The sequence below is a fragment of the Parasphingorhabdus sp. JC815 genome, assembly GCF_040717415.1.
In the GTDB taxonomy this organism is placed as follows: domain Bacteria; phylum Pseudomonadota; class Alphaproteobacteria; order Sphingomonadales; family Sphingomonadaceae; genus Parasphingorhabdus.
Window position 1 is genome coordinate 48,819 of the sequence record NZ_JBFEFM010000003.1, and the last position, 20,024, is coordinate 68,842.

At 49.6% G+C, this 20,024-nt stretch carries 15 protein-coding genes; 10 read left to right on the forward strand and 5 right to left on the reverse strand.

Features of this window, described 5'->3' with window-relative positions:
- Positions 1–44: 44 nt before the first annotated feature.
- Positions 45–437, reverse strand: coding sequence for a helix-turn-helix domain-containing protein (locus AB1K62_RS08390; RefSeq protein WP_367002893.1), 393 nt, complete (start codon positions 435–437; stop codon positions 45–47).
- 68 nt (positions 438–505) lie between these two features.
- Between AB1K62_RS08390 and AB1K62_RS08395 the strand changes: the two genes are divergently transcribed.
- From AB1K62_RS08395 to AB1K62_RS08420, 6 genes are all read left to right on the forward strand, one after another.
- A complete protein-coding gene (locus AB1K62_RS08395) occupies positions 506–1,126 on the forward strand; it encodes a cation transporter (RefSeq protein ID WP_367002895.1) in 621 nt (206 codons plus the stop codon).
- A 41-nt stretch (positions 1,127–1,167) separates the two neighbouring features.
- Complete coding sequence (locus AB1K62_RS08400; protein ID WP_367002897.1) at positions 1,168–3,162, forward strand: TonB-dependent receptor; 1,995 nt, start codon at positions 1,168–1,170, stop codon at positions 3,160–3,162.
- A 201-nt stretch (positions 3,163–3,363) separates the two neighbouring features.
- Positions 3,364–4,179 carry a hypothetical protein gene (locus tag AB1K62_RS08405; RefSeq protein ID WP_367002899.1) on the forward strand — a complete coding sequence of 272 codons (816 nt, stop codon included), beginning with the start codon at positions 3,364–3,366 and terminating at the stop codon, positions 4,177–4,179.
- A gap of 282 nt (positions 4,180–4,461) precedes the next feature.
- On the forward strand, positions 4,462–5,328 hold the full coding sequence (locus AB1K62_RS08410) for an N-formylglutamate amidohydrolase (protein WP_367002901.1): 867 nt from the start codon (positions 4,462–4,464) through the stop codon (positions 5,326–5,328).
- The gene (locus AB1K62_RS08415; protein WP_367002902.1) at positions 5,325–6,560 is read left to right on the forward strand and encodes a tyrosine/phenylalanine carboxypeptidase domain-containing protein; all 1,236 of its coding nucleotides are present in this window, start codon (positions 5,325–5,327) and stop codon (positions 6,558–6,560) included. Before AB1K62_RS08410 ends, AB1K62_RS08415 begins: the two co-directional genes overlap by 4 nt.
- Positions 6,547–7,608, forward strand: coding sequence for a glutathione synthase (locus AB1K62_RS08420; RefSeq protein ID WP_367002905.1), 1,062 nt, complete (start codon positions 6,547–6,549; stop codon positions 7,606–7,608). The genes AB1K62_RS08415 and AB1K62_RS08420 overlap by 14 nt, the downstream gene beginning before the upstream one ends.
- Positions 7,609–7,682: 74 nt before the next feature.
- On the opposite strand, the gene pdeM is transcribed toward AB1K62_RS08420, so the two are convergent.
- Together pdeM and AB1K62_RS08430 are read right to left on the reverse strand one after the other, a co-directional pair.
- Positions 7,683–8,369 (reverse strand): ligase-associated DNA damage response endonuclease PdeM, encoded by a 687-nt coding sequence (gene pdeM / locus AB1K62_RS08425; protein WP_367002906.1) that lies wholly within the window; start codon positions 8,367–8,369, stop codon positions 7,683–7,685.
- Positions 8,362–10,860, reverse strand: a complete 2,499-nt coding sequence (locus AB1K62_RS08430) for a ligase-associated DNA damage response DEXH box helicase (protein ID WP_367002907.1) — start codon at positions 10,858–10,860, stop codon at positions 8,362–8,364. Before AB1K62_RS08430 ends, pdeM begins: the two co-directional genes overlap by 8 nt.
- A 37-nt stretch (positions 10,861–10,897) precedes the next feature.
- Here AB1K62_RS08430 and AB1K62_RS08435 point away from each other — a divergent pair, with 37 nt between their 5' ends.
- On the forward strand, positions 10,898–11,920 hold the full coding sequence (locus AB1K62_RS08435) for a ligase-associated DNA damage response exonuclease (protein ID WP_367002908.1): 1,023 nt from the start codon (positions 10,898–10,900) through the stop codon (positions 11,918–11,920).
- Entirely contained in the window at positions 11,920–13,506 is a 1,587-nt protein-coding gene (locus tag AB1K62_RS08440; protein ID WP_367002909.1) for a cisplatin damage response ATP-dependent DNA ligase, read from the forward strand. Before AB1K62_RS08435 ends, AB1K62_RS08440 begins: the two co-directional genes overlap by 1 nt.
- A gap of 82 nt (positions 13,507–13,588) precedes the next feature.
- Here the strand turns inward: AB1K62_RS08440 and asd are convergent, their stop codons facing one another.
- A complete protein-coding gene (asd, locus tag AB1K62_RS08445; RefSeq protein WP_367002911.1) occupies positions 13,589–14,440 on the reverse strand; it encodes an archaetidylserine decarboxylase in 852 nt (283 codons plus the stop codon).
- A 439-nt stretch (positions 14,441–14,879) separates the two neighbouring features.
- Here asd and AB1K62_RS08450 point away from each other — a divergent pair, with 439 nt between their 5' ends.
- A complete protein-coding gene (locus AB1K62_RS08450) occupies positions 14,880–15,695 on the forward strand; it encodes a Ku protein (RefSeq protein WP_367002913.1) in 816 nt (271 codons plus the stop codon).
- 3 nt (positions 15,696–15,698) lie between these two features.
- Positions 15,699–18,206: a DNA ligase D gene (gene ligD, locus AB1K62_RS08455; protein ID WP_367002915.1), complete on the forward strand. Its 2,508-nt coding sequence runs from the start codon at positions 15,699–15,701 to the stop codon at positions 18,204–18,206.
- Between the two features lie 59 nt (positions 18,207–18,265).
- Here the strand turns inward: ligD and AB1K62_RS08460 are convergent, their stop codons facing one another.
- Entirely contained in the window at positions 18,266–19,954 is a 1,689-nt protein-coding gene (locus AB1K62_RS08460; RefSeq protein ID WP_367002916.1) for a ShlB/FhaC/HecB family hemolysin secretion/activation protein, read from the reverse strand.
- Between the last annotated feature and the right edge of the window lie 70 nt (positions 19,955–20,024).

Here is a 20,024-nt window from a genome sequence, read left to right on the forward strand (position 1 = left end):
TGATGCAAAACCATCACTGCGGTTGTGTAAAAGCATCTCTCCTCTCAGCGCCTCTCACCCAGCGCTTCCACGATACGACATTCACCGATCCGTTCGCTCTCGCACGAGTCAAGAAGATGCGATAACTCCGCCCGTAATAATGTCAGGTCTTTAATCTTACGGTCGATATTGGCAATATGATCGCGGGCCATGGCATCGACACCGGCGCAGGGCTGGTCTTCATCATCCGCCAAATCGAGCAGCGAGCGCACCTGGGCCATAGTAAATCCAAGGTCGCGTGAACGCCGGATAAATGTAAGCTTTGCCAAGTGAGCGGAAGAATAATCACGATAGTTTCCGTAGGTTCGATCTGCTTCGGGTAAGATACCCTCGCGCTCGTAGTAACGGATGGTTTCCACTTTGGTATTCGTTTTTTTCGCCAATTCACCAATAAACATTTCTTGACCCTTTAGTAGCTACAGGGTGCATATGGTTTAGCGACTCGAAACTACAAGAGACGCGTTTCATGGCAAAAACCTGCTGCGATGTTCCCGCCGATACGGGAAATAACCACAATGACCTGCAATGGCGCAGAGTGCTATGGTTTGCGCTTTACGCAAATGCCGCAATGTTTGCGGTGGAAATAGTCGCAGGTGTGGCGGCGGATTCACGCGCACTGCAAGCTGACGCATTGGATTTCTTTGGCGATTCCGCCAATTACGCGATCAGTCTGTTTGTCGCTGGTATGGCTTTGAGCTGGCGTTCGCGTGCGGCGCTGGTCAAGGCCGCGACAATGCTTGCTTTTGGACTGTGGGTTATCGGTTACGCGATCTATGGCTTTTTCGCTGGATCCCAACCCGAGCCGCAGACAATGGGAGTGATTGGAACGCTAGCACTAATCGTCAATATCATCGTCGCAATTTTGCTGCTGCGATTTCGCAAAGGCGATGCCAACATGCGCTCCGCATGGGTTTGTTCCCGTAATGACGCGGTTGGCAATATCGCTGTGCTCGTTGCTGCGCTGGGTGTATTTGGCACCGGCAATGCGTGGCCTGATTTACTAGTCGCATCAATCATGGCCAGTCTGGCCATTTGGGGGAGTATCGACGTGTTTTCCCAAGCGCGCAAAGAACTTGTGCAGCTATGATCTGCATCTGAATTTACCATATCAATAACGAAAGATTTACAATGAACCATTCCCTTTTGAATTGGCGGCTGGTCGCTACTGCTGTTCCATTATTCCTATCTGCTCCGGTATTCGCACAAGATTCTTCCGTGACAGACCACCCGCAAGCGGACCATGAGGACGATCATCACAGTGAAGAAGCCGAACAGGTCATCATCGTGCAGGGAACCCGCAATCGTCGCCGAGTACAGGATGAGCCTATTCGCGTCGAAGTGATTGTGGGAGAAGAGATCGAGGAAAAGGCTATCATGCGGCCGGGTAATATTGCCATGCTGGTTGCAGAAACCGGCGGCGTCCGCGTGCAGGTCACGTCACCGGCACTTGGCGCTGCAAATATCAGGATTCAGGGACTGGAAGGGCGATATACGCAGCTGCTGGCCGATGGACTGCCGCTTTACGGCGGCCAAGCCGCGTCGCTTGGCCTGTTGCAAATACCGCCTACCGATCTCGGTCAGGTAGAAATTATCAAGGGTGCTGCCTCCGCTTTATATGGCCCTTCTGCGCTTGGCGGGGTTATCAACTTGATTTCCAAGCGGCCTGGCGATGCTTTTGAAGCCGAGATACTGGCTAACGCAACTACGCGCGACGGGCAGGATTTGACCGGATATATCTCTACCCCGTTGAACAACAATCTAGGTCTGTCGCTAACTGCTGGCTCACATCGCCAGACCGGACAGGATATTGATGGCGACGGGTGGTATGACATAGCCTCATATGAGCGTTTAACCGCCCGTCCGCGTCTGGAATGGGATGATGGCAACGGCAGTTCCCTGTATCTTACGCTCGGTGCGATGACGGAAGAGCGGATTGGCGGCACGCTGCCCGGCCAAACCGTGCCTGATGGCACATCCTTCCCGCAAACACAGGACACGGAGCGGTTCGATGCCGGGATTGTCGGTGAAACACCATTAGGTGACACCATGATCTTGCATTTCCGCGCATCCGCCATGCGGCAAAACCATCTGCACCGCTTTGGAACAATTGTAGAAGATGACCGGCACCAAAGTATTTTCACCGAAGCCTCCGTTTCGGGTGAAAGCGGAGCAACCACCTGGGTTGGCGGGGTCGCTTTCCAATCAGATGCTTTCCGTTCGGAAACATTTCCGGCGTTCGATTATAGCTATGATGTGCCCGGCATCTTCGCGCAAGTAGAACATGAGGCAACGGCAGATCTCACTCTGGCCGGAAGCGGCCGGCTGGACTTTCACGATGAATTTGGCACCCAGTTTAGCCCGCGTTTATCGGCTCTATACCGGCCCGGTAACTGGACTATCCGGGGATCGCTTGGTGGCGGCTTTTTTGCGCCCAATCCCTTTGTCGACGAAATCGAGGCTGCCGGACTTTCGCGGCTTGAACCTCTTGGCGATCTGGAAGCTGAAACCGCTGCAACGGCTTCGCTCGATATCGGCTATGCCAGCGGTCCATTTGAAGCAAGCGTGACGGTGTTCGGTGCTGATATCAAGAACGCAACACGTTTGCAGGAAATCGCGCCGGACCGCGTAGCCCTTGTTAACGTGGACGGAACGACCAAGGTGCGCGGATCAGAATTGCTCGTCCGCTATAAGCAAAACGGTTTTACCGTCACAGGCAGCTATGTTTATGTTGATGCACGCGAACCTGATTCTACCGGTTTCGGGCGGCGAGAAGTCCCCCTGTCTCCGCGCCATACTGCCGGACTAGTGGGCATGTGGGAAGAACATGGCAAGGGGCGGATCGGGATCGAAGCCTATTACACTGGCAAACAGTCGCTGGAGGATAATCCCTATCGCACTCGCAGCAAGCCCTATGTGCATCTTGGTATTCTGGGTGAGATTGTTCTGGGACGGATCAGTCTGTTCGCGAACGCTGAAAACCTGCTCAATGTGCGGCAGACACGCCACGACCCTTTATTATTGCCGCAACGGGACGCAAGCGGACAATGGACGGTGGACGCATGGGCACCGCTTGACGGATTCACCGTGAACGGAGGTATCAGGTTGCGGTTTGGGGGAGAATGAAAAGGACTGTTCGATAAGAAATGTCCTTTGAAGACAGATGTGGCATTTGCCTCGAACTGGCTATAACCTTATCTTTAGCGGATTTTCTATGCCGATCGTAAAGGTCAAAATATTCGATAGCGGGCTGTCACTCGTTCGATATATCAACGCTCGGTTTAGGAAAAAACCGGATTTACATTGAAGGAGGCGAATGTGATCTTGATGAAGATAAGTAAAGCGGTGCAGTTCGCTGCGATAATGGGTGTGCTATCGGTTATGGTGGCCTCAGGTGCTCAGGCCCAGATAGACGGGCACGGGCCCGATGCTTGGCGCGTGACTGGTGTGGCTCAAAATGATGCGCTGAACGTCCGCATGGGACCGGGCACCCAATATCCGGTTATTGAGAGCTTCTCCGCGAACGAACGCGGGCTTCAGCAGATCACCTGTGTACCGCTTTATACACCAACGCAATATAATGCGCTAACTGCTGCTCAGACCAAGGCGCTTCCGCCGCGTTGGTGTTTGATGCGTAATGCGTCAATGACCAAGGCCGGCTGGGTCGCGCAACGGTTTATCACTCCCGATCACGGCGATGCCGCGCAACGTCCGACTGCAAGAACAGCCCCGGAGACCGCATCAACCAAAACCTCGACCAGCGCTTCGCCAGTGGTCGAAGCGACCGCAATCGTCCGCAAGCTGTATGACGCTCAGGCCCGTGCCGAGCGTGGACAAGGGACCGATCCTTTGCAGGGCAGAACTGCAAGCAACTATTTCACGTCTGACATCGTCGACTTGTTGCGGGCGGGCCGGATCGGTGCCCATCCTCTATATGGGGCGCAGGATTTCGATGGCCGCGTTACCCGCATTGCCGCCGATCCCGAACAGCCAATGTTGCGCGGTATGGTGACGGTGCATGTAGATTTTACTAATTTCGGCGAGCCACAGCGCGCAACCTTCTATCTGCGTGCCGATACAACCCAGCGCGGTTCGCCGCTGCGTATTTTTCGGGTGGAGCATGATGGATGGTCCTATCCATAGCTATCATGAATAGGAAATTGTATCGCTGACACTGCGGGCTATCGGTATACTTGCGGCCCATCTGTCGATCGCCGCTAATTTCGATTGCGGGCATTTAACTGTAGCGGGGCGAACATTTACGCAGGAGATTGATGACCAAATTTCCCGGCTGCGAATAGCCGGGATAGTTAAAGACTAATGCGCCGCTATGCCCGAAGAGCTGCGACACAGTTAATTTACGAACTACTGAGACCCAATAGGAGGTGGAACTGATCCTATTCTAATGGGTTGAGTAGTTAGGATATGGAATTACCTTATAAGATATCAGAATGTCGAACTGCGGGAAATGACGTTAATCTATCTGAAAATAGCGAAACCCGCCCATGGGATTTTTTTGCTCAAAACGGTCCGGTAATCACAACCGCAATCCACGCCGGACATTCGATACGTTACGAAATCTTGCCTTGGCTAGAAATTAGTGAAGCTGACAGATTACGCGAAGAAGATCCTATGACAGATTATTTTCTGGGCGTGGGAGATAGCCACTTGCGCGCGAACCAGTCTCGTTTCGAGGTTGATTTGAACCGCCCTCGCGAAAAAGCGATTTCAACAAATCCGGACGATCAATGGGGGTTAACCATATGGAACAGCGATCTGCCCAAGGATCAAATAGAAAAATCCATGCAAATATATGACGAGTTTTACGCGATGATCCGCTTGCATTGTGACAAGATGATAGAGCGCTATGGCCGTATATTATTGCTCGATATCCATAGTTATAATCATCGCCGTGATGGTGCCGATGCTCCTGCTGCACCAAAAGATGAGAATCCCGATATTGATCTGGGAGCCACAACTATGAACCACAGCATTTATGGCAAGCTACTTAACCGCATGGCCTATCAATTGGGCAATATGCCTGTATGCGGACGACTACCGGATGTCGGGGTCAATGTGCGCTGGAAAGACGGCGGTCATTTTCCGGAATGGTTGCACAAAACCTATGGCGATGATGCATGTGTGATTACTCTGGAATATAAAAAGTCATTCATGGATGAATGGACCGGACAAGTCGATATATTGGCGCTTCAACATTTACGTGAAGGTTTGTTTCGCGCTGTTGATGTGGCTCGCGATAGTTTGCGCCATATGACAAAGGCAACTCTATGAGTAGCGAGAGTTTTGGCGCAGTGCGTGCAGATAATAGCCATAAGCGCGGAACCAGGCTTTCTGTGGTAGAGGCTCAGGTAGACGAAGAGCTTGCTAGGATGGATAGCCAAATTGATTGGCTCACGCGATTAACGCCGGTCAACATTAATGCGATCAAGCATGAATTTATTGCTTCTGGCTATCGTAATATGCCGGATAGCGAATATGGAGAAGGTTTGAGCAACGACGCGCCTGTTCTCCGGCGCAACCTATTCGCTCTTCCTATCGACAAGATTGAGAATTCTTTGATCGAAGCACTTTTGCTCGAAAAGCAACGCGAACTGGATCGGCAAATAGAGCTGGTGCGTATGCGGGATCGTGAGGGGTTTATATTGGCTAGTGTAGATTTGTTCGGAAGTGTTGACGAGCATCTACTTGAACAAGCACAAGATATAATGTCCAATGTCCCGAACAAGTCGAGCGACAAACAGGACAGCGATGCCAATGACTTTGCTAATGCGGCTCGTAAAGCGACAGCATTTTATTCTACCATAAACCCCGATTTTACCTGCGATGTCATTATCGATCCTAATCCGGGGACTGCTTTATATACCAGCTTTGGCAATCTCCATATTGCAACAGATTACCAAGTTGCACATTCGCGGATCGCGCCCTTAATCCAGCATGAAATCGGAACCCATGTGGTTACCCGTCATAATGGCCGGTGTCAGCCGCTCCATACATTGGCAGGCGGGCTTGCCGATTATGATGAGCTACAAGAAGGTTTGGCCGTTTTGGCGGAATATCTTGCAGGCTATTTGCCAGCCGACCGGCTGCGGGTTTTGGCCGCACGTGTGATCGCAGCGCATATGGCGGTTGATGAATTTAGCGGTGCTGACATTTATGCATGTTTTGTCGACGAGTTCCATATGGAATCAGAGGTGGCATTTGATACAGCACTTCGCGCCAAGCGGGGTGGAGGTCTGACAAAAGACGCACTATATTTGAAGGGTCTTTCAGAACTGCTCGCATATCTCCACCATGATGGAGAATTGGAAATACTTTTTCTGGGGAAATTTGCGCTTAAGCAACTGCATAGCCTTGAGAAACTATTGGAGCAGGGTATCATTCTGCCTCCAGATATAATTCCCCAATTTCTTTTTGACAAAGCTGCACAAAAGCGCTTGCAGCGCGTCCGGTCATTACCGCTACATGCTCTTTATCAAGAAAGCCCGGAAAATGACCAAGAATAAAATCAGAATCGCATTTGTCGTTAATGATGTGGCTACCGAAAAGGACAATTACACTACCATCCGTCTTGCTCGAAAAGCTGCTGCGCGTGGCCATGATGTCGCTTTGATAGGATTAGGTGACTTTATATATGACTGGCATGGTACGATTTGTGCGATGGCCGTAATTGCCAAAAAAACTAAGTTCAAGAACGACAAAAACTTTCTCGCGCATCTTCAATCCGATGATGCAAAGCGCCAGAGGATTGAGGTAGAGAAATATGATATACTCATGCTCCGCAGCGATCCTGCCGAGGAATTGGGTACCCGCAGCTGGGCTCCCTCATCCAGCTTATTATTCGCACAGATTGCGGGTGATCATGGTGTCATAGTGCTGAATGACCCCAGACATCTGACAGATGCAGTTAACAAAACCTACTTTCAAGGATTTCCCGAGGAGATTCGTCCGGCAACTACAATTACACGCGAACCGACCGAAATTATTGCCTTCCTCAAAGACCACGACAACAAAGGTGTGATCAAACCTCTACAAGGATCGGGCGGGCAGGGCGTTTTCATCATCAATGAGGATAACCGGCAGAATCTAAACCAGATCATGGAAGCAGTAATCCGCGATGGCTATGCAATTGTTCAAGAATATCTTCCTGCTGCAAAAGAGGGCGATTTACGCATGATCACTCTGAACGGTCGCCCTTTAGAAGTTGATGGCCATTTTGCCTGCTTACACCGGTTCAGCAAAACTGATGATCACAGATCCAATATTTCAGCGGGTGGCGAAGTTAAACTGGTGAAGCCGGATGCAGTGGCAATGCGGGTAGCTGAAATTGTCGGGCCAAAACTGATTGATGATGGTATGTATTTAACCGGCCTGGATATCGCTGGTGACAAAATGATGGAAATAAATGTCGATACACCAGGCGGACTCAATTATCTGGAAGATCTGAGTGATGTGAATTTTTCCGGCGCGATTATTGATGATCTGGAGCGTAAAGTCCGGCTTAACAAGCAATATGGCGGAACATTAAGTAATAGACAGTTGGCTGTTCTATAAGTCGGATTAGCGATAGAAGCCGAAGAAATGTTGATGATTGAGCCAATGCCTTATGGATTAGTTGCCGGAAGTAATCACCCGGCCCGCAATGCCTTAATGGGATATATGCCGCTCGGGCTCGTCAGCATGAAAAACTTATTATCACCAAGAATATTCTTGATTGCAGGATGTTCGACAGACAGGCCACCGGTATAAGCACCGAATGAAGGCAATATTATCCGTGAACTACTACAGGCGAAGCAAGGGTAGGACCGCTTCCCGCGCCCTATTTTCAAACTGGCTTTTGGATGTAAATGGCCACAAATATTAATCTGTCCCGGGCCAGCTTCAACGGGCAAATGGGTCAAGAGAAATCCTTCGACCTCCAGATGATCTTCCCGCTCCCCTTCCACAGTAGCGGGGATCTCTGGGTCGTGGTTCCCCAGAATCCATGTGAATCTGGCCGTGCTGTTAACAATGTTATTAAGCATCTCGACATGCTTCTTATCAATACGCTCACTCACTCCAGCATCATGGAAACTGTCACCAAGTGCAACGATATGTTCGGGACGAAAGGCTGCGATCGCTCTATTTAGTCGGCTTAATGTTTCCAGAGTATCATAGGGCGGGAGCAGGGCATTTCCGGCCGATTGTAAATAGCTTCCTTTTTCAAAATGGAGATCAGCGACAAGTAGCGTCCTCGATCTAGGCAGGAAGGCCGCCTTCACCGCATCCAGAACAATGGGTCCAGCGTGGCTTTCGTAAACTATGCTCTTACGCACTTAGTGTTTTTTCTACTTGTGTTAGTAGCTCTTCGCCCAAGCTCTCATAACTCGCACGGCGCAAGAGTTCCTCCTCCGCTTTCCCTCGGATTTTCTCTTTTCCTAGCTGCATCATCGACGGTATTGATAGAGGAGAGGCATGGGGCAGAGAACGGAAACGAATATGACCTTTAATATCCCGTATCCATTGAGTTAAACGCTCGACATCGAGCAGCTCTCTTTCAGCTTCTTCACGTGAAATACGAAGCAATATATGATCGGGTTCATATTTCATAAGGACATCATAAATCAGATCAGTGCTAAACATAATCTGTTTCATCGGGCGCTGTGTCCCATGCTGCCGCTGTTCCGTCAATCCGGATATCGTAGCTATTTTTCGAAAACTGCGCTTGACCATCGGGGATTCAATAATCCAGTCATGCAATTCACCCGCGACAACATCAGTCGTCAATAAATCATCGACATTCTCTACAGGTTCCAAAGTGGTAATGGTCAGTGCGTAATCAGTTATACTAAAATTTAGCGGTTTTAGATCAGCCTTCTCCATGCGGCGGGTCAATAAAAATCCCAGAGCATTGTTCACCTTCCTTCCCTCAAATGTGTGGAATATTGTGACATAATCTCCTCTATCAAAGAAGCTTTCGACCAGAACGCCGTGTGGTTTCGGCAATTCTGAAAATTTATTTTGCAACCTAAGCCAAGACTGTACTTGAGGTGCGAGATTTGCCCATTGTTCCGGGTCTGCCAGAACGCGCCGTACACCGTCTGCCAAATAAGATGATAAAGGCATCATTCCACCCCAAAAAGCGGGGACTTTAGCTCGGTGTTTGGGAGCTGGTTGCGCCTCAATCACCCTGTCTTTCATGCCTTGATAACGCAAAACCTCCCCCGCAAATACAAATGTATCGCCAGAAACAAGGTTCATAACAAATTGCTCTTCTATCTCGCCGATAATTCGTCCGCGTTTGGATTTAGGACCAGCCATGCGACGCACTTTGATTTTTGCATCTTCCACTATTGTCCCGATGTTCATGCGGTGACGCAGCGCCTGTTCACGATTGACTATTCTATATCCTAGCGATGTCGCCTGAAGGCGCTGGTACCTGTCATAGACTTTTAGAGAATAGCCTCCATTTTGTGCAAACTCCAATAATCGTTCAAAATCCCCTTCGGATAAGTTTCTATATGGGTGAGCGCTGCGTATTTCATTGTATAATTCGCGTTTCTTCACCGGACTGGCACAAGCGCGGTTGACAATATATTGCACCACAACATCCAGCGCACCACCATGATAATCCTCACCATCACGGTGGCCTTGTGCAATGGCGTCTATGGCGACTTCGCATTCAACCGCCTCTAACGGATTACAAGGTACCATAATGGCTCGAGAGGGTTCATCCATCCGATGGTTTGAACGTCCTATTCTCTGTAAAAGGCGGCTTATCCCTTTCGGCGCCCCGACTTGAATAACTTTGTCAACATCGCCCCAGTCAATACCCATTTCCAGAGCTGATGTAGACACCACAGCCCGCATGGCACCACTAGCGATGAAGGATTCTGTTTTCTCGCGTTTTTCGCGGGATAAAGACCCGTGATAAATAAGAATAGATAAATTCCGGTCATTCTTCAGCCAGAGTTGCTGAAATAAGAGCTCTGCCTGCGCCCGCGTGTTGACAAAAATAATTGCGCTTTTTGCCGATAATATTTCGTCGTAAATCTGCTTTATAGCATAATGGGGACTGTGCCCGCCTAATGGTATCCTCGCATCCGTTTCAATAACGCTTATGCTTGGCCTGGTAGATGATTTGACTTCTAGTACCTTCGCGCTCGATCCTGTGGGGCCAAGCCAACGTGCGGCATTTTCCGGGTTACTAATTGTAGCCGATAAACCAAAGCGCACATGATCTGGAGCAAGAGTTTTTAAACGCGCCAGCGCCAGCGAGGTGAAATCTCCCCGTTTGCCTGTGGCAAAACTATGCAGCTCGTCAATGATAACTACATCCAGATTAGCAAAATATTCCTCCGCATCATCATAGGACAACAAAAGCATAAGGCTTTCAGGTGTTGTAAGCAAAAAATCGGGCGGCGTTTTTCGCTGCTTGGTCCGTTGAGAACTTTTGGTATCTCCTGTGCGGACACCAATTGTGATGGGCAGGTTCATGTCTTTTATCGGCCGCGCAAGATTGCGTTCAATATCATTGGTCAAAGCACGAAGCGGAGAGATATAAAGCGTCTTAACATTCGCTTGTGATTTGGCGGGCTTGTCGAACAAAGCAATCAAACTTGGCAAAAACCCTGCCAGTGTTTTACCGCCGCCTGTCGGCGCGATGAGTAATGTATCTTCCCGTTTATTATAGGCATCAACCATCGCGCGTTGATAATCCCGAATATGCCAATTTTGATCCGCAAACCATTTTTCCATGGGAACTGGAAACTTTAACGGAACCGTTGAGCTTATATGCGGGTTATCAGTAATACTGGCAGTTGGCATTAGTATCTTTCTGTCGTGCAGATCAGGATAGTCTATAATGAATGCTCGAGCCGAAAAATGGATGCATGTAAGACCTGAAGGTCTCTATTGCGCTCCGGCAAATTGCTATATTGATCCGCATGATGCAGTTGATAGAGCCATTATCACGCATGGCCATGCAGATCATGCCCGATCGGGACATGGCGATGTATTCGCAACGCCTGAGACATTGGCCATTATGCGTACTCGCTATTCTGATATCTCTGTTAAAGGCGGCGTTTCCTTAAATTATGGACAAGGTTATGACCTTGGTAACGGGGTCACATGTTGGTTGGCACCTGCCGGTCACATTCTGGGTAGCGCTCAAGCGGTACTGGAATATGACGGGCAGAGGGTAGTGATTTCCGGAGATTTCAAACGGCATCCCGATCCAACATGCAAACCGTTCGAAGTAGTTCCCTGCGATGTATTTATAACCGAAGCCACATTTGCCCTTCCGGTTTTCCAACATCCACCTTTGGAAGAAGAAATAAGCAAACTTATTCGATCAATGGAAGTCTTTCCTGAGCGATCCCACCTTGTCGGTGTTTATGCCTTAGGGAAATGCCAACGTATCATGCTCGCACTAAGAAACGCAGGCTATTCCCATCCATTCTACATTCATGGTGCGCTTAAAAAGCTAACCGAACTCTACGAGTCATTCGGTTTTGATTTCGGCGAATGGCAACCCGTTTCAGAGATTGGCGTGAAGGATCGGGATATTTTACGGGGAAAAATTATCCTTTGTCCCCCATCCGCGTTGGGAGACAGATGGTCGCGGCGTATGCCGGACCCTTTACCGACTATGGCCTCGGGGTGGATGCAAATTCGCGCACGCGTTCGCCAGAGACGCGCTGAAATGGCGCTAATAGTATCTGATCACGCCGATTGGGATGACTTGATTGAAACAGCACTAGCTACCCGTGCTCCGGACGTATGGATTACTCATGGCCGCGTAGAAGCGTTACAATATGCATTGGAGCAGCGCGGCGTCAAAGCGAAAGCGTTGAACCTTATCGGGCGTGATGAGGAGCCGGAATAATGGAGCGATTCTCACGTTTATTAGATGATCTCTATTTTACAAATTCGACAAAAGCCAAAGAGGCTATATTTGCCGATTATCTTCGCGGGACAGCTGACCCTGACCGGGGATGGGCCACTGCCGCGATTGCTGGCACATTGAGTTTTGATTTATTCAAACGCAGCCTGACCAAACAGCTTATGATAGAACGTATGGACCCGTTCCTGTTTGATATATCGCGTGATTATGTCGGTGAACTATCGGAAACCGTTGCGCTCGCGTGGCGGCCTTCACCTGATGCGCGGAGGCTAAACCGGTTGCCAAGTCTATCCGAGGTTATCGCGCAATTTCACGCGCGAGACAAAGCAGGCATAAGCGAATATCTGACAGAGTTGCTCGATAATATGACGCCTCCCCAGCGTTGGGCTTTGCTAAAACTCGGCACACGGGGTCTGAGGGTTGGCATGTCGGCGCGATCAGTCAAACGCACTATAGCAAATATGAAAGATGTGGATCTTGATACTATAGAGGAGCTTTGGCACGCCATTAAACCCCCGTACACAGAGCTTTTCGCATGGATTGATGGAAAGGCACCTATTCCTGATGTTTCCGGTCTCTTGACCTATTCCCCGGTCATGTTGGCCCATCCAATCGAAGACAAAGACTTTTCCAGAATTGCACCGGAAACACATGCTATTGAGTGGAAGTTTGATGGCATTCGTGTCCAGATTGCAGCGAATAATTCGGAAACCAAGCTCTTTTCACGTAAAGGGGATGATATATCGCACAGTTTTCCTGACCTCATCGCAGCCTGTGATTTTACAGGGGTATTGGACGGGGAGCTTTTGGTTAGAACGGGCGAGGAGATCGGCCGTTTCAATGATCTTCAACAGCGTTTGAATAAAAAGAAACCCAGCAAGAGCATCATGGAAAAATTGCCGGCACATTTCATGGCCTATGACATGCTGGCTTTGGACGGAGAAAGCATCAAAAGTAAAAGCTTTGATGTGCGACGACAAAAGCTTGAAAAGTTTATGGCGGTGCGGAATAAAACCCGGTTCTCGATTTCGAGAATCTTGCCATTTGATGACAAATCGGACCTCGATGCTTTACGCCAAAAAGCAGCGCAAACCGGGGGGCTTATCGAAGGGCTGATGATCAAAGAACGGGCCTCACCTTATGTTGCCGGCCGCCCAAAGCACGCATGGTATAAATGGAAGCGCGATCCCTTCCTCTTGGACACCGTTTTAATGTATGCTCAGCGCGGCACTGGAAAACGATCATCATATTATTCCGACTATACATTTGGCGTATGGTCAGAGCAGGGACAACTTCTGCCCATCGGAAAAGCTTATTTCGGTTTCACAGACGAAGAACTTAAAGAAATTGATAAATGGGTTCGCAACAATAAAAAGGAACGTTTCGGACCAGTACAAGAGGTAAAAAAAGAGCTGGTTTTTGAAATCGCCTTTGACTCTGCACACCAAAGTCCACGCCATAAATCGGGTTATGCGTTGCGGTTTCCGCGGATCAACAGAATCCGTTGGGATAAACCTGCGGTAGATGCTGATACTATCGAAATGGTCGCATCAATCGTAGGCAAATAGATATGTTAATAACTCTATCCTAGCTTCGCGCTTCTGGAGCCTAGAAAAGCTATTTCACGAGTGCTTACATAGCCACGAAGATTTAATGGGGTTTATTGCCCATTGTTTCTCCCAGACGCACCAATTTCTCCGGTGCCCAGTCGGCTGAAAAAGCAATAGTGTGCGGACGGAACAGCATGACGACAGTAGAACCCAGCAGGAATCGCCCCATCTCTTCGCCTTTCTCGAGAATGATATTCTGATCAGAATATGTCCACTGTGTAATCCTGTTAGCGGGCTTTGGCTTAACTATGCCCTGCCAGACTGTTGCCATGCTGCCGACTATTGTAGCGCCGACAAGGACCATTACGAAAGTGCTGTGTTCGGGTGATTCAAACACACAGATTAACCGCTCATTTCGCGCGAAAAGCTTGGGTACTTTGCGTGAAGTGGTGGGATTAACGGAAAACAGAGTGCCTGGCACGTAAATCATACGCGTAAGCCTACCCTCGCAAGGCATATGCAATCGATGATAATCCTTAGGGGATAGATACAGATTGGCAAAGCTCCCGTTTTGAAACTTTGCTGCCAAATCTGTATCGCCACCAAGCAACTCAGTCGTCGTAAACAGATGACCTTTGGCCTGCACAATATTATGGTCATCAATCGCACCAAGCTGACTGATGACTCCATCCACAGGACAGGAAAAATCTGCATCCGTTATTGGTCGCGCTCCGTCCTTTAGCGGACGGGTAAAGAAGGCGTTGAAACTTTTATACGTGGTGATATCCGGATTGTGGGCTTCGCTCATATCAACTGCATATTTGCTAATGAACCAGCCTATTAGCCGGGTCGTCAGCTTGCCTAATTCTGCTCCGGCAATGCGGCCGGCAAAGGCAGTCAGCCCCCGCTTAGGTATGATATATTGAAACGCGACTTTCAAAGGTTCGAACAAATCTTAACTCGCTTCATATAATCAACCATTTTTTACCATTAGCCTTTCTAGAATATATTTCCGGTATAGCGCGCTTACAACTTGTGGCCCATCCTTCACCGAAAGGATAGACATATCAATAACGCACCCATCAGTGCTTATATCAGCTACATATCCTGAAGCTTAACGGCGGTGAAACCGTCAGATAAGGGATGATGTGGTGAAGTGCATCTTTTAAGATGATGCATATAATAGCGCTGGAACGTGGAAATGAAACCGCGAGTTTTAAGAATATCTCTCACTATCTAAGTTGCAACCAATGGAAGCGCCACGCGTTTACGAAAAGCTTGGGGAGTCAGATCGCTCTACTGGGTTGGATAATATCATCACGGCGGTTCTGGGATTTTCTCCGGTTGTGCACATGATGCAAGGCTACGACTTTTTGACGCAAGGATAAAAAATGGCGGCACGAGCTTATTGGAAAGGTCAAATCAGAATAGCGTTAGTTTCGATCCCCGTCGAAATCTATCCAGCAACCAAAAGCGGTGCCCAAATCTCGTTCCGCCAAATTCACGAACCGTCGGGTAAGCGCGTTAAATATGAAAAAGTCGTTCCTGGAATCGGCCCGGTTGATCGGGACGACATTATCAAGGGTTTCGAATATGAAAAGGATAGCTATGTCCTGCTGGATCAGGATGAAATCGATGCGGTGAAGCTTGAAAGCAAGAAGACCCTGATCCTGACCCAATTCGTTGACGCATCTGACATTGACGTACTCTATTACGAAAAGCCCTATTATGTCGTTCCGGCCGATGATCTGGCCGAGGAAGCCTATGTGGTGCTCAGAGATGCTCTGCGGAAAACAAAAAAAGTCGGTGTCGGTCAGTTGGCAGTTCGCGGGCAGGAGCATGTAGTCAGCCTGAAACCCTGCGGCAACGGCATGGTGCTGGAAACCCTGCGCTATGCTGACGAGGTGAGAAAAGCGCATGGCTATTTCGAAGATATTGACGACGTTAAACCCGACAAGGAGCTACTCAGTCTAGCCGAAAAACTGATTGAGGATAGAGCAGCGCCGTTCGACGCCGATGAATATAGGGACCGCTATGTCGAAGCCCTGAAAGAGCTGATTACAAAAAAACGCAAGGCGGGTGGCAAGAAAATACTTGAGGATGTGGATGAAGGTGCGGAACCGGGGGGCAATGTCATCGATTTGATGGCCGCTCTCAAAAAATCGGTCGAGAGCGAAGATAGCGGTAAAAAGCGCAAATCGGGATAAACAATGTCAAAAAAGCCCGACCCGCTCGCCGCCTATAATCACAAACGCGATTTTGACAAAACCCGCGAACCTGCTGGAAAATTGGCAAAAGCGGACGGAAACCGTTTCATTGTGCAAAAACATGCAGCTTCACGGCTTCACTTTGATTTGCGGCTCGAGATCGACAGGGTTCTCAAAAGCTGGGCAGTGACCAAGGGGCCTAGCCTTAATCCCGATGACAAGAGACTGGCCGTGCGGACGGAAGATCATCCGCTATCCTATGCCGAATTTGAAGGCACTATCCCGAAAGGCGAATATGGCGGCGGCACTGTGATGCTATGGGACACGGGTACATGGGCGCCGGTTAAGGGCAAGAGCTCCGACGATCTTGAAAAGGGCCATCTTCATTTCGTTCTCATGGGCGAGCGGATGAAGGGTGAATGGCTGCTTGTCCGGATGCGCGGGAGGAAGGGTGAAAAACGCGAGAATTGGCTGTTACGTAAGATCGACGATGAATATGCAGCCGGCAGTGATGATCTGGTCGCGGGTGAACTTGCCAGCGTGAGAACCGGTCGCGTGATGGCCGAAATAGCGGCTGACGAAGATGGCGAGTTTTCACTTGAGGAAGGCGATGATTTAGCCGGGGCGATGAAGGCGTCTGAGGACAATAATAAAACAAAGAGCAAGGCCGGGACACCGAAGAAGAAATCCGGATATGGCGCACTGCCTCAATTCCAGAAACCCCAGCTTGCGACACTGGTTGATACAGTGCCAGCGGGTAACGATTGGCTCCACGAGATCAAATATGATGGCTATCGTTGCCTGTTGGCCGTGGCAGGTGACAAGGTCAGGATTTACACTCGTTCAGGTAAGGACTGGACTGACAAGTTCCCGGAAATCGCGGAAGCTGCTGCCGGCCTCAGGCTGGATTCAGCGCTGATCGACGGTGAAATCGTCAAGCTGGACGGTAACGGGAACCCGGACTTTTCTGCGCTTCAGAAAGCACTCAAGGAAGATGCTGGCGGATTGTCCCTGTTCGTCTTTGATCTGCTGGAAAACCAAGGCGAAGATTTGACGAAACTCTCTACGATCGAGCGTAAGCACCGGCTCGAGGCGCTGATTGGAGATGGCAATGCTGCGATCCGTCTGGCTGATTATATCATTAGTGCGGGCGAGAAATTATACGATATGATGTGCGGGGCGGGTCAGGAAGGTATTATCTCCAAGCGCGTCGATGCGACGTATCGCGGTCGGCGCTCCAGAAACTGGCTTAAAATCAAATGCACCCGCCGGCAGGAATTTGTCATTATCGGCTGGCGCAAGTCGGACAAGAGAGGTCGCCCCTTTGCTTCGTTGTTGCTTGCCCAGAACGAAGGCGATGAACTGGTTTACAAAGGCCGCGTGGGCACCGGATTTACTGAAGATATGATGGAGGATCTGGCGGGAAAGATGGAGCGCCTGGCGCGCAAAACCGCTCCGGCGCAGGTGCCAAAAACCGAAAGCCGGGATGCCCGTTGGGTGACACCCAAATTAGTAGCCGAGATCGCCTTTGCGGAATTTACCGGGGACGGCCGTGTGCGCCATGGTAGCTTTCTGGGATTGCGCAGCGACAAGGCTGCCAGCAAAGTTAAACCGGAAAGGCCGGAAACTCATTCCTCAAGCATGGACGGATTAAGTTTTAAAATTTCCAGCCGCGATCGGATCATATTTCCCGAAGCCAAGGCTACCAAGGGCGATCTCGCTGATTACTATGCGAGTATTGGCGCTTTATTGCTGCCGTGGGTGGCCCATCGCCCGATCAGCTTGGTGCGATGTCCCCAGGGTCGCGCGAAAAAATGTTTTTTCCAGAAACATGATGCAGGCAGTTTCGGCGATCATGTCAAGGCAATAGCAATCACCGAAAAAAATGGCGGGGTTGCGGATTATCTCTATCTCGAAAATGTCGTCGGTATTCTCGCCTGCGTTCAGATGGGAACGATCGAGTTTCACGGCTGGGGCTCACGCACTGACCCGCTGGAGAGACCCGACCGGATGGTATTTGATCTGGACCCTGACGAGGGACTGGATTTTGACGATGTCAAAAAGGCCGCACAGGATATTCACCGGACTCTCGCTGATCTTGGCCTTGTGAGTTTTCCCATGCTATCCGGCGGCAAGGGCGTTCACATCAATGTTCCGTTAACGCCGCAGGCGGCATGGCCAAAGGTCAAGGATTTTGCCCGCCGCTTCTCTATAGCATTGGCCCGGTCAGAACCGGATCGGTTCACCGCAACCATGTCCAAAAAGAAGCGAAAGGGAAAAATATTCATCGATTGGCTCCGCAACCAGCGCGGGTCGACCTCTGTCGCGCCTTATTCTGTCCGCGCAAGGACAGGAGCGCCGGTAGCGGCTCCGGTGACTTGGGATGAACTGGGCGATTATGACTCGGCCGGACATTTCAAAATTGGCGATGTTGAACAATTAATTGATCGCGCGAATAGTCTCAACTTACGATCTTGGGGCCAAAGAGAGCAAATTATAGCTGATTTGTAAAATGGATGGTATAGCTTTGCCCGGTTCAAGATGCAGGCTTACGGATATACTATCAACTTTTAGAAACTCACCCCGACACTCATGTTCAGATGCGGGCTTTTGTCGCCACTATCCTTGCGGACCTTGTTGATCGGAAATGCACCTTCCAACTCAAAATTTACAGGGCCCAGCGAGCCGCGGATACCCGGTCCTGCTGAATATAGGCTGCCTTCGCTGGAGTCCTTCTTAATATCATTTACATATCCTACGTCTGTAAAGGCGTAGAGCTGTAGTTTGCGTATCCACGGCGTAGGACGTTTGATTTCATATCTGACTTCTCCAAGGCCATAAAAGCCCTCGTCACCGGACAACTCGCTGAAGTCATAGCCGCGCACTCTATAAGCGCCGCCAATACTCAGTTCTTCTGTAGATAGTAAGGGACGGTCGGCAATTTGGGCTTTGCCGGAAAAGTAAATTTCGACATTCTTGCTCAAGCCAGTTCTGAAGTCAGTCCAGAATACACCTTTGGTGAAAACACCGTCTCCATCACGTCGCGATGCCAGTGGATCTCCCAGACGGGTAGCACCAAAAACTCCTAAGCCTCGTACGATTGTCGACCGGGTACGCATACGTCCGCCCAGCAAAGGAAGTTCGCTACGCAAGCCCAGTGATACGGTTACGCTTGTATCGTCCCGTATCATTGATCCAAGTTCATCCTGATCAACAGTTAGATAAGCGCCTTCAGCTTCCAACCATAAACTGCCTGCCGTTGATCTTGCTAACGGATAACTGGTGATTGCTGACAAATAAAAGCTGTCTCCATTTCGGTCTCCGTTGCCAGAGCGACTTTCAGGAGCGGTGTTGCCGACCGACGCGGCAACGCCCATTCGTAATCCATTAGTGCCAATCGCGGTTTCATAATATCCACTCACATAAAAGATTTCTGATAGATCAACCGGGTTGGTTCGGATGCTAAGACCAATCTGGTCAGCATCAGTGACTACAGACTTAAACTCACCGGAAACTCTGGCTCTTATCGGCCCGAAACGCTCGGTTCCGTAATTGTCTACTTTAGCACGCAACCGATCGTTTTTCTCGTGGACCTTTACAAGTAGTATATTGCGGCCATCTTCCTGGGCAAACTCGGTTCCCCTGACTGCGATTTCCGGTATATCTCCGACCAGCAAGAGTTTTCGTTCGAGAATGTCAAGCTTCGCTACCAGCCCTTCAAGCGGCTTCAATATCCGTTCGACTTGTTTATTCTCGGATCCGATAATTCTCACTTCATCAATGACACCTTCTATCAGGTGTACTTGGACAACCCCCATTTGTATTGCTTGCTCAGGTATGGATGTAGACGCCATGATATAGCCCCGGTCCCGTGCAACTCTTGCCATCTCTTGTGACAAGGACGCAAGTTGTTCATCGGTCGCTTCTGCGCCAATCGCGGACTCTATTGCCGAAGAAAAAATGCTGATATCAATTTCTTGAGCGCCAACAACTCCCACTGCACCGATCCGAAAATTTGGCTCATTTTCTGGTTCATTTGTTGATTGATTTTGGGCAGGTTGAATAGGAGCCGTTTGATTGAGCGCGGTTTGAATGGCCGGTATCGTAGAAGATGGCTCTAAATCGTCATCCTGTTTCTCCGAATTTCTTAATAGCCAATCGCCTACTTGGTCGTCACTTTGCGGTGACATAGCGTTTGCCTGCGTTTGGGCAGGTAAAATCAAGATCGATAATATGACGCCGATTTTTGCAGATTTCATTAGAGAGCCAGTGCTGTTTTAATATCATTTTGCGTGGTTCTTCTTGCCTGAAACCAGTTAATTTTATGTT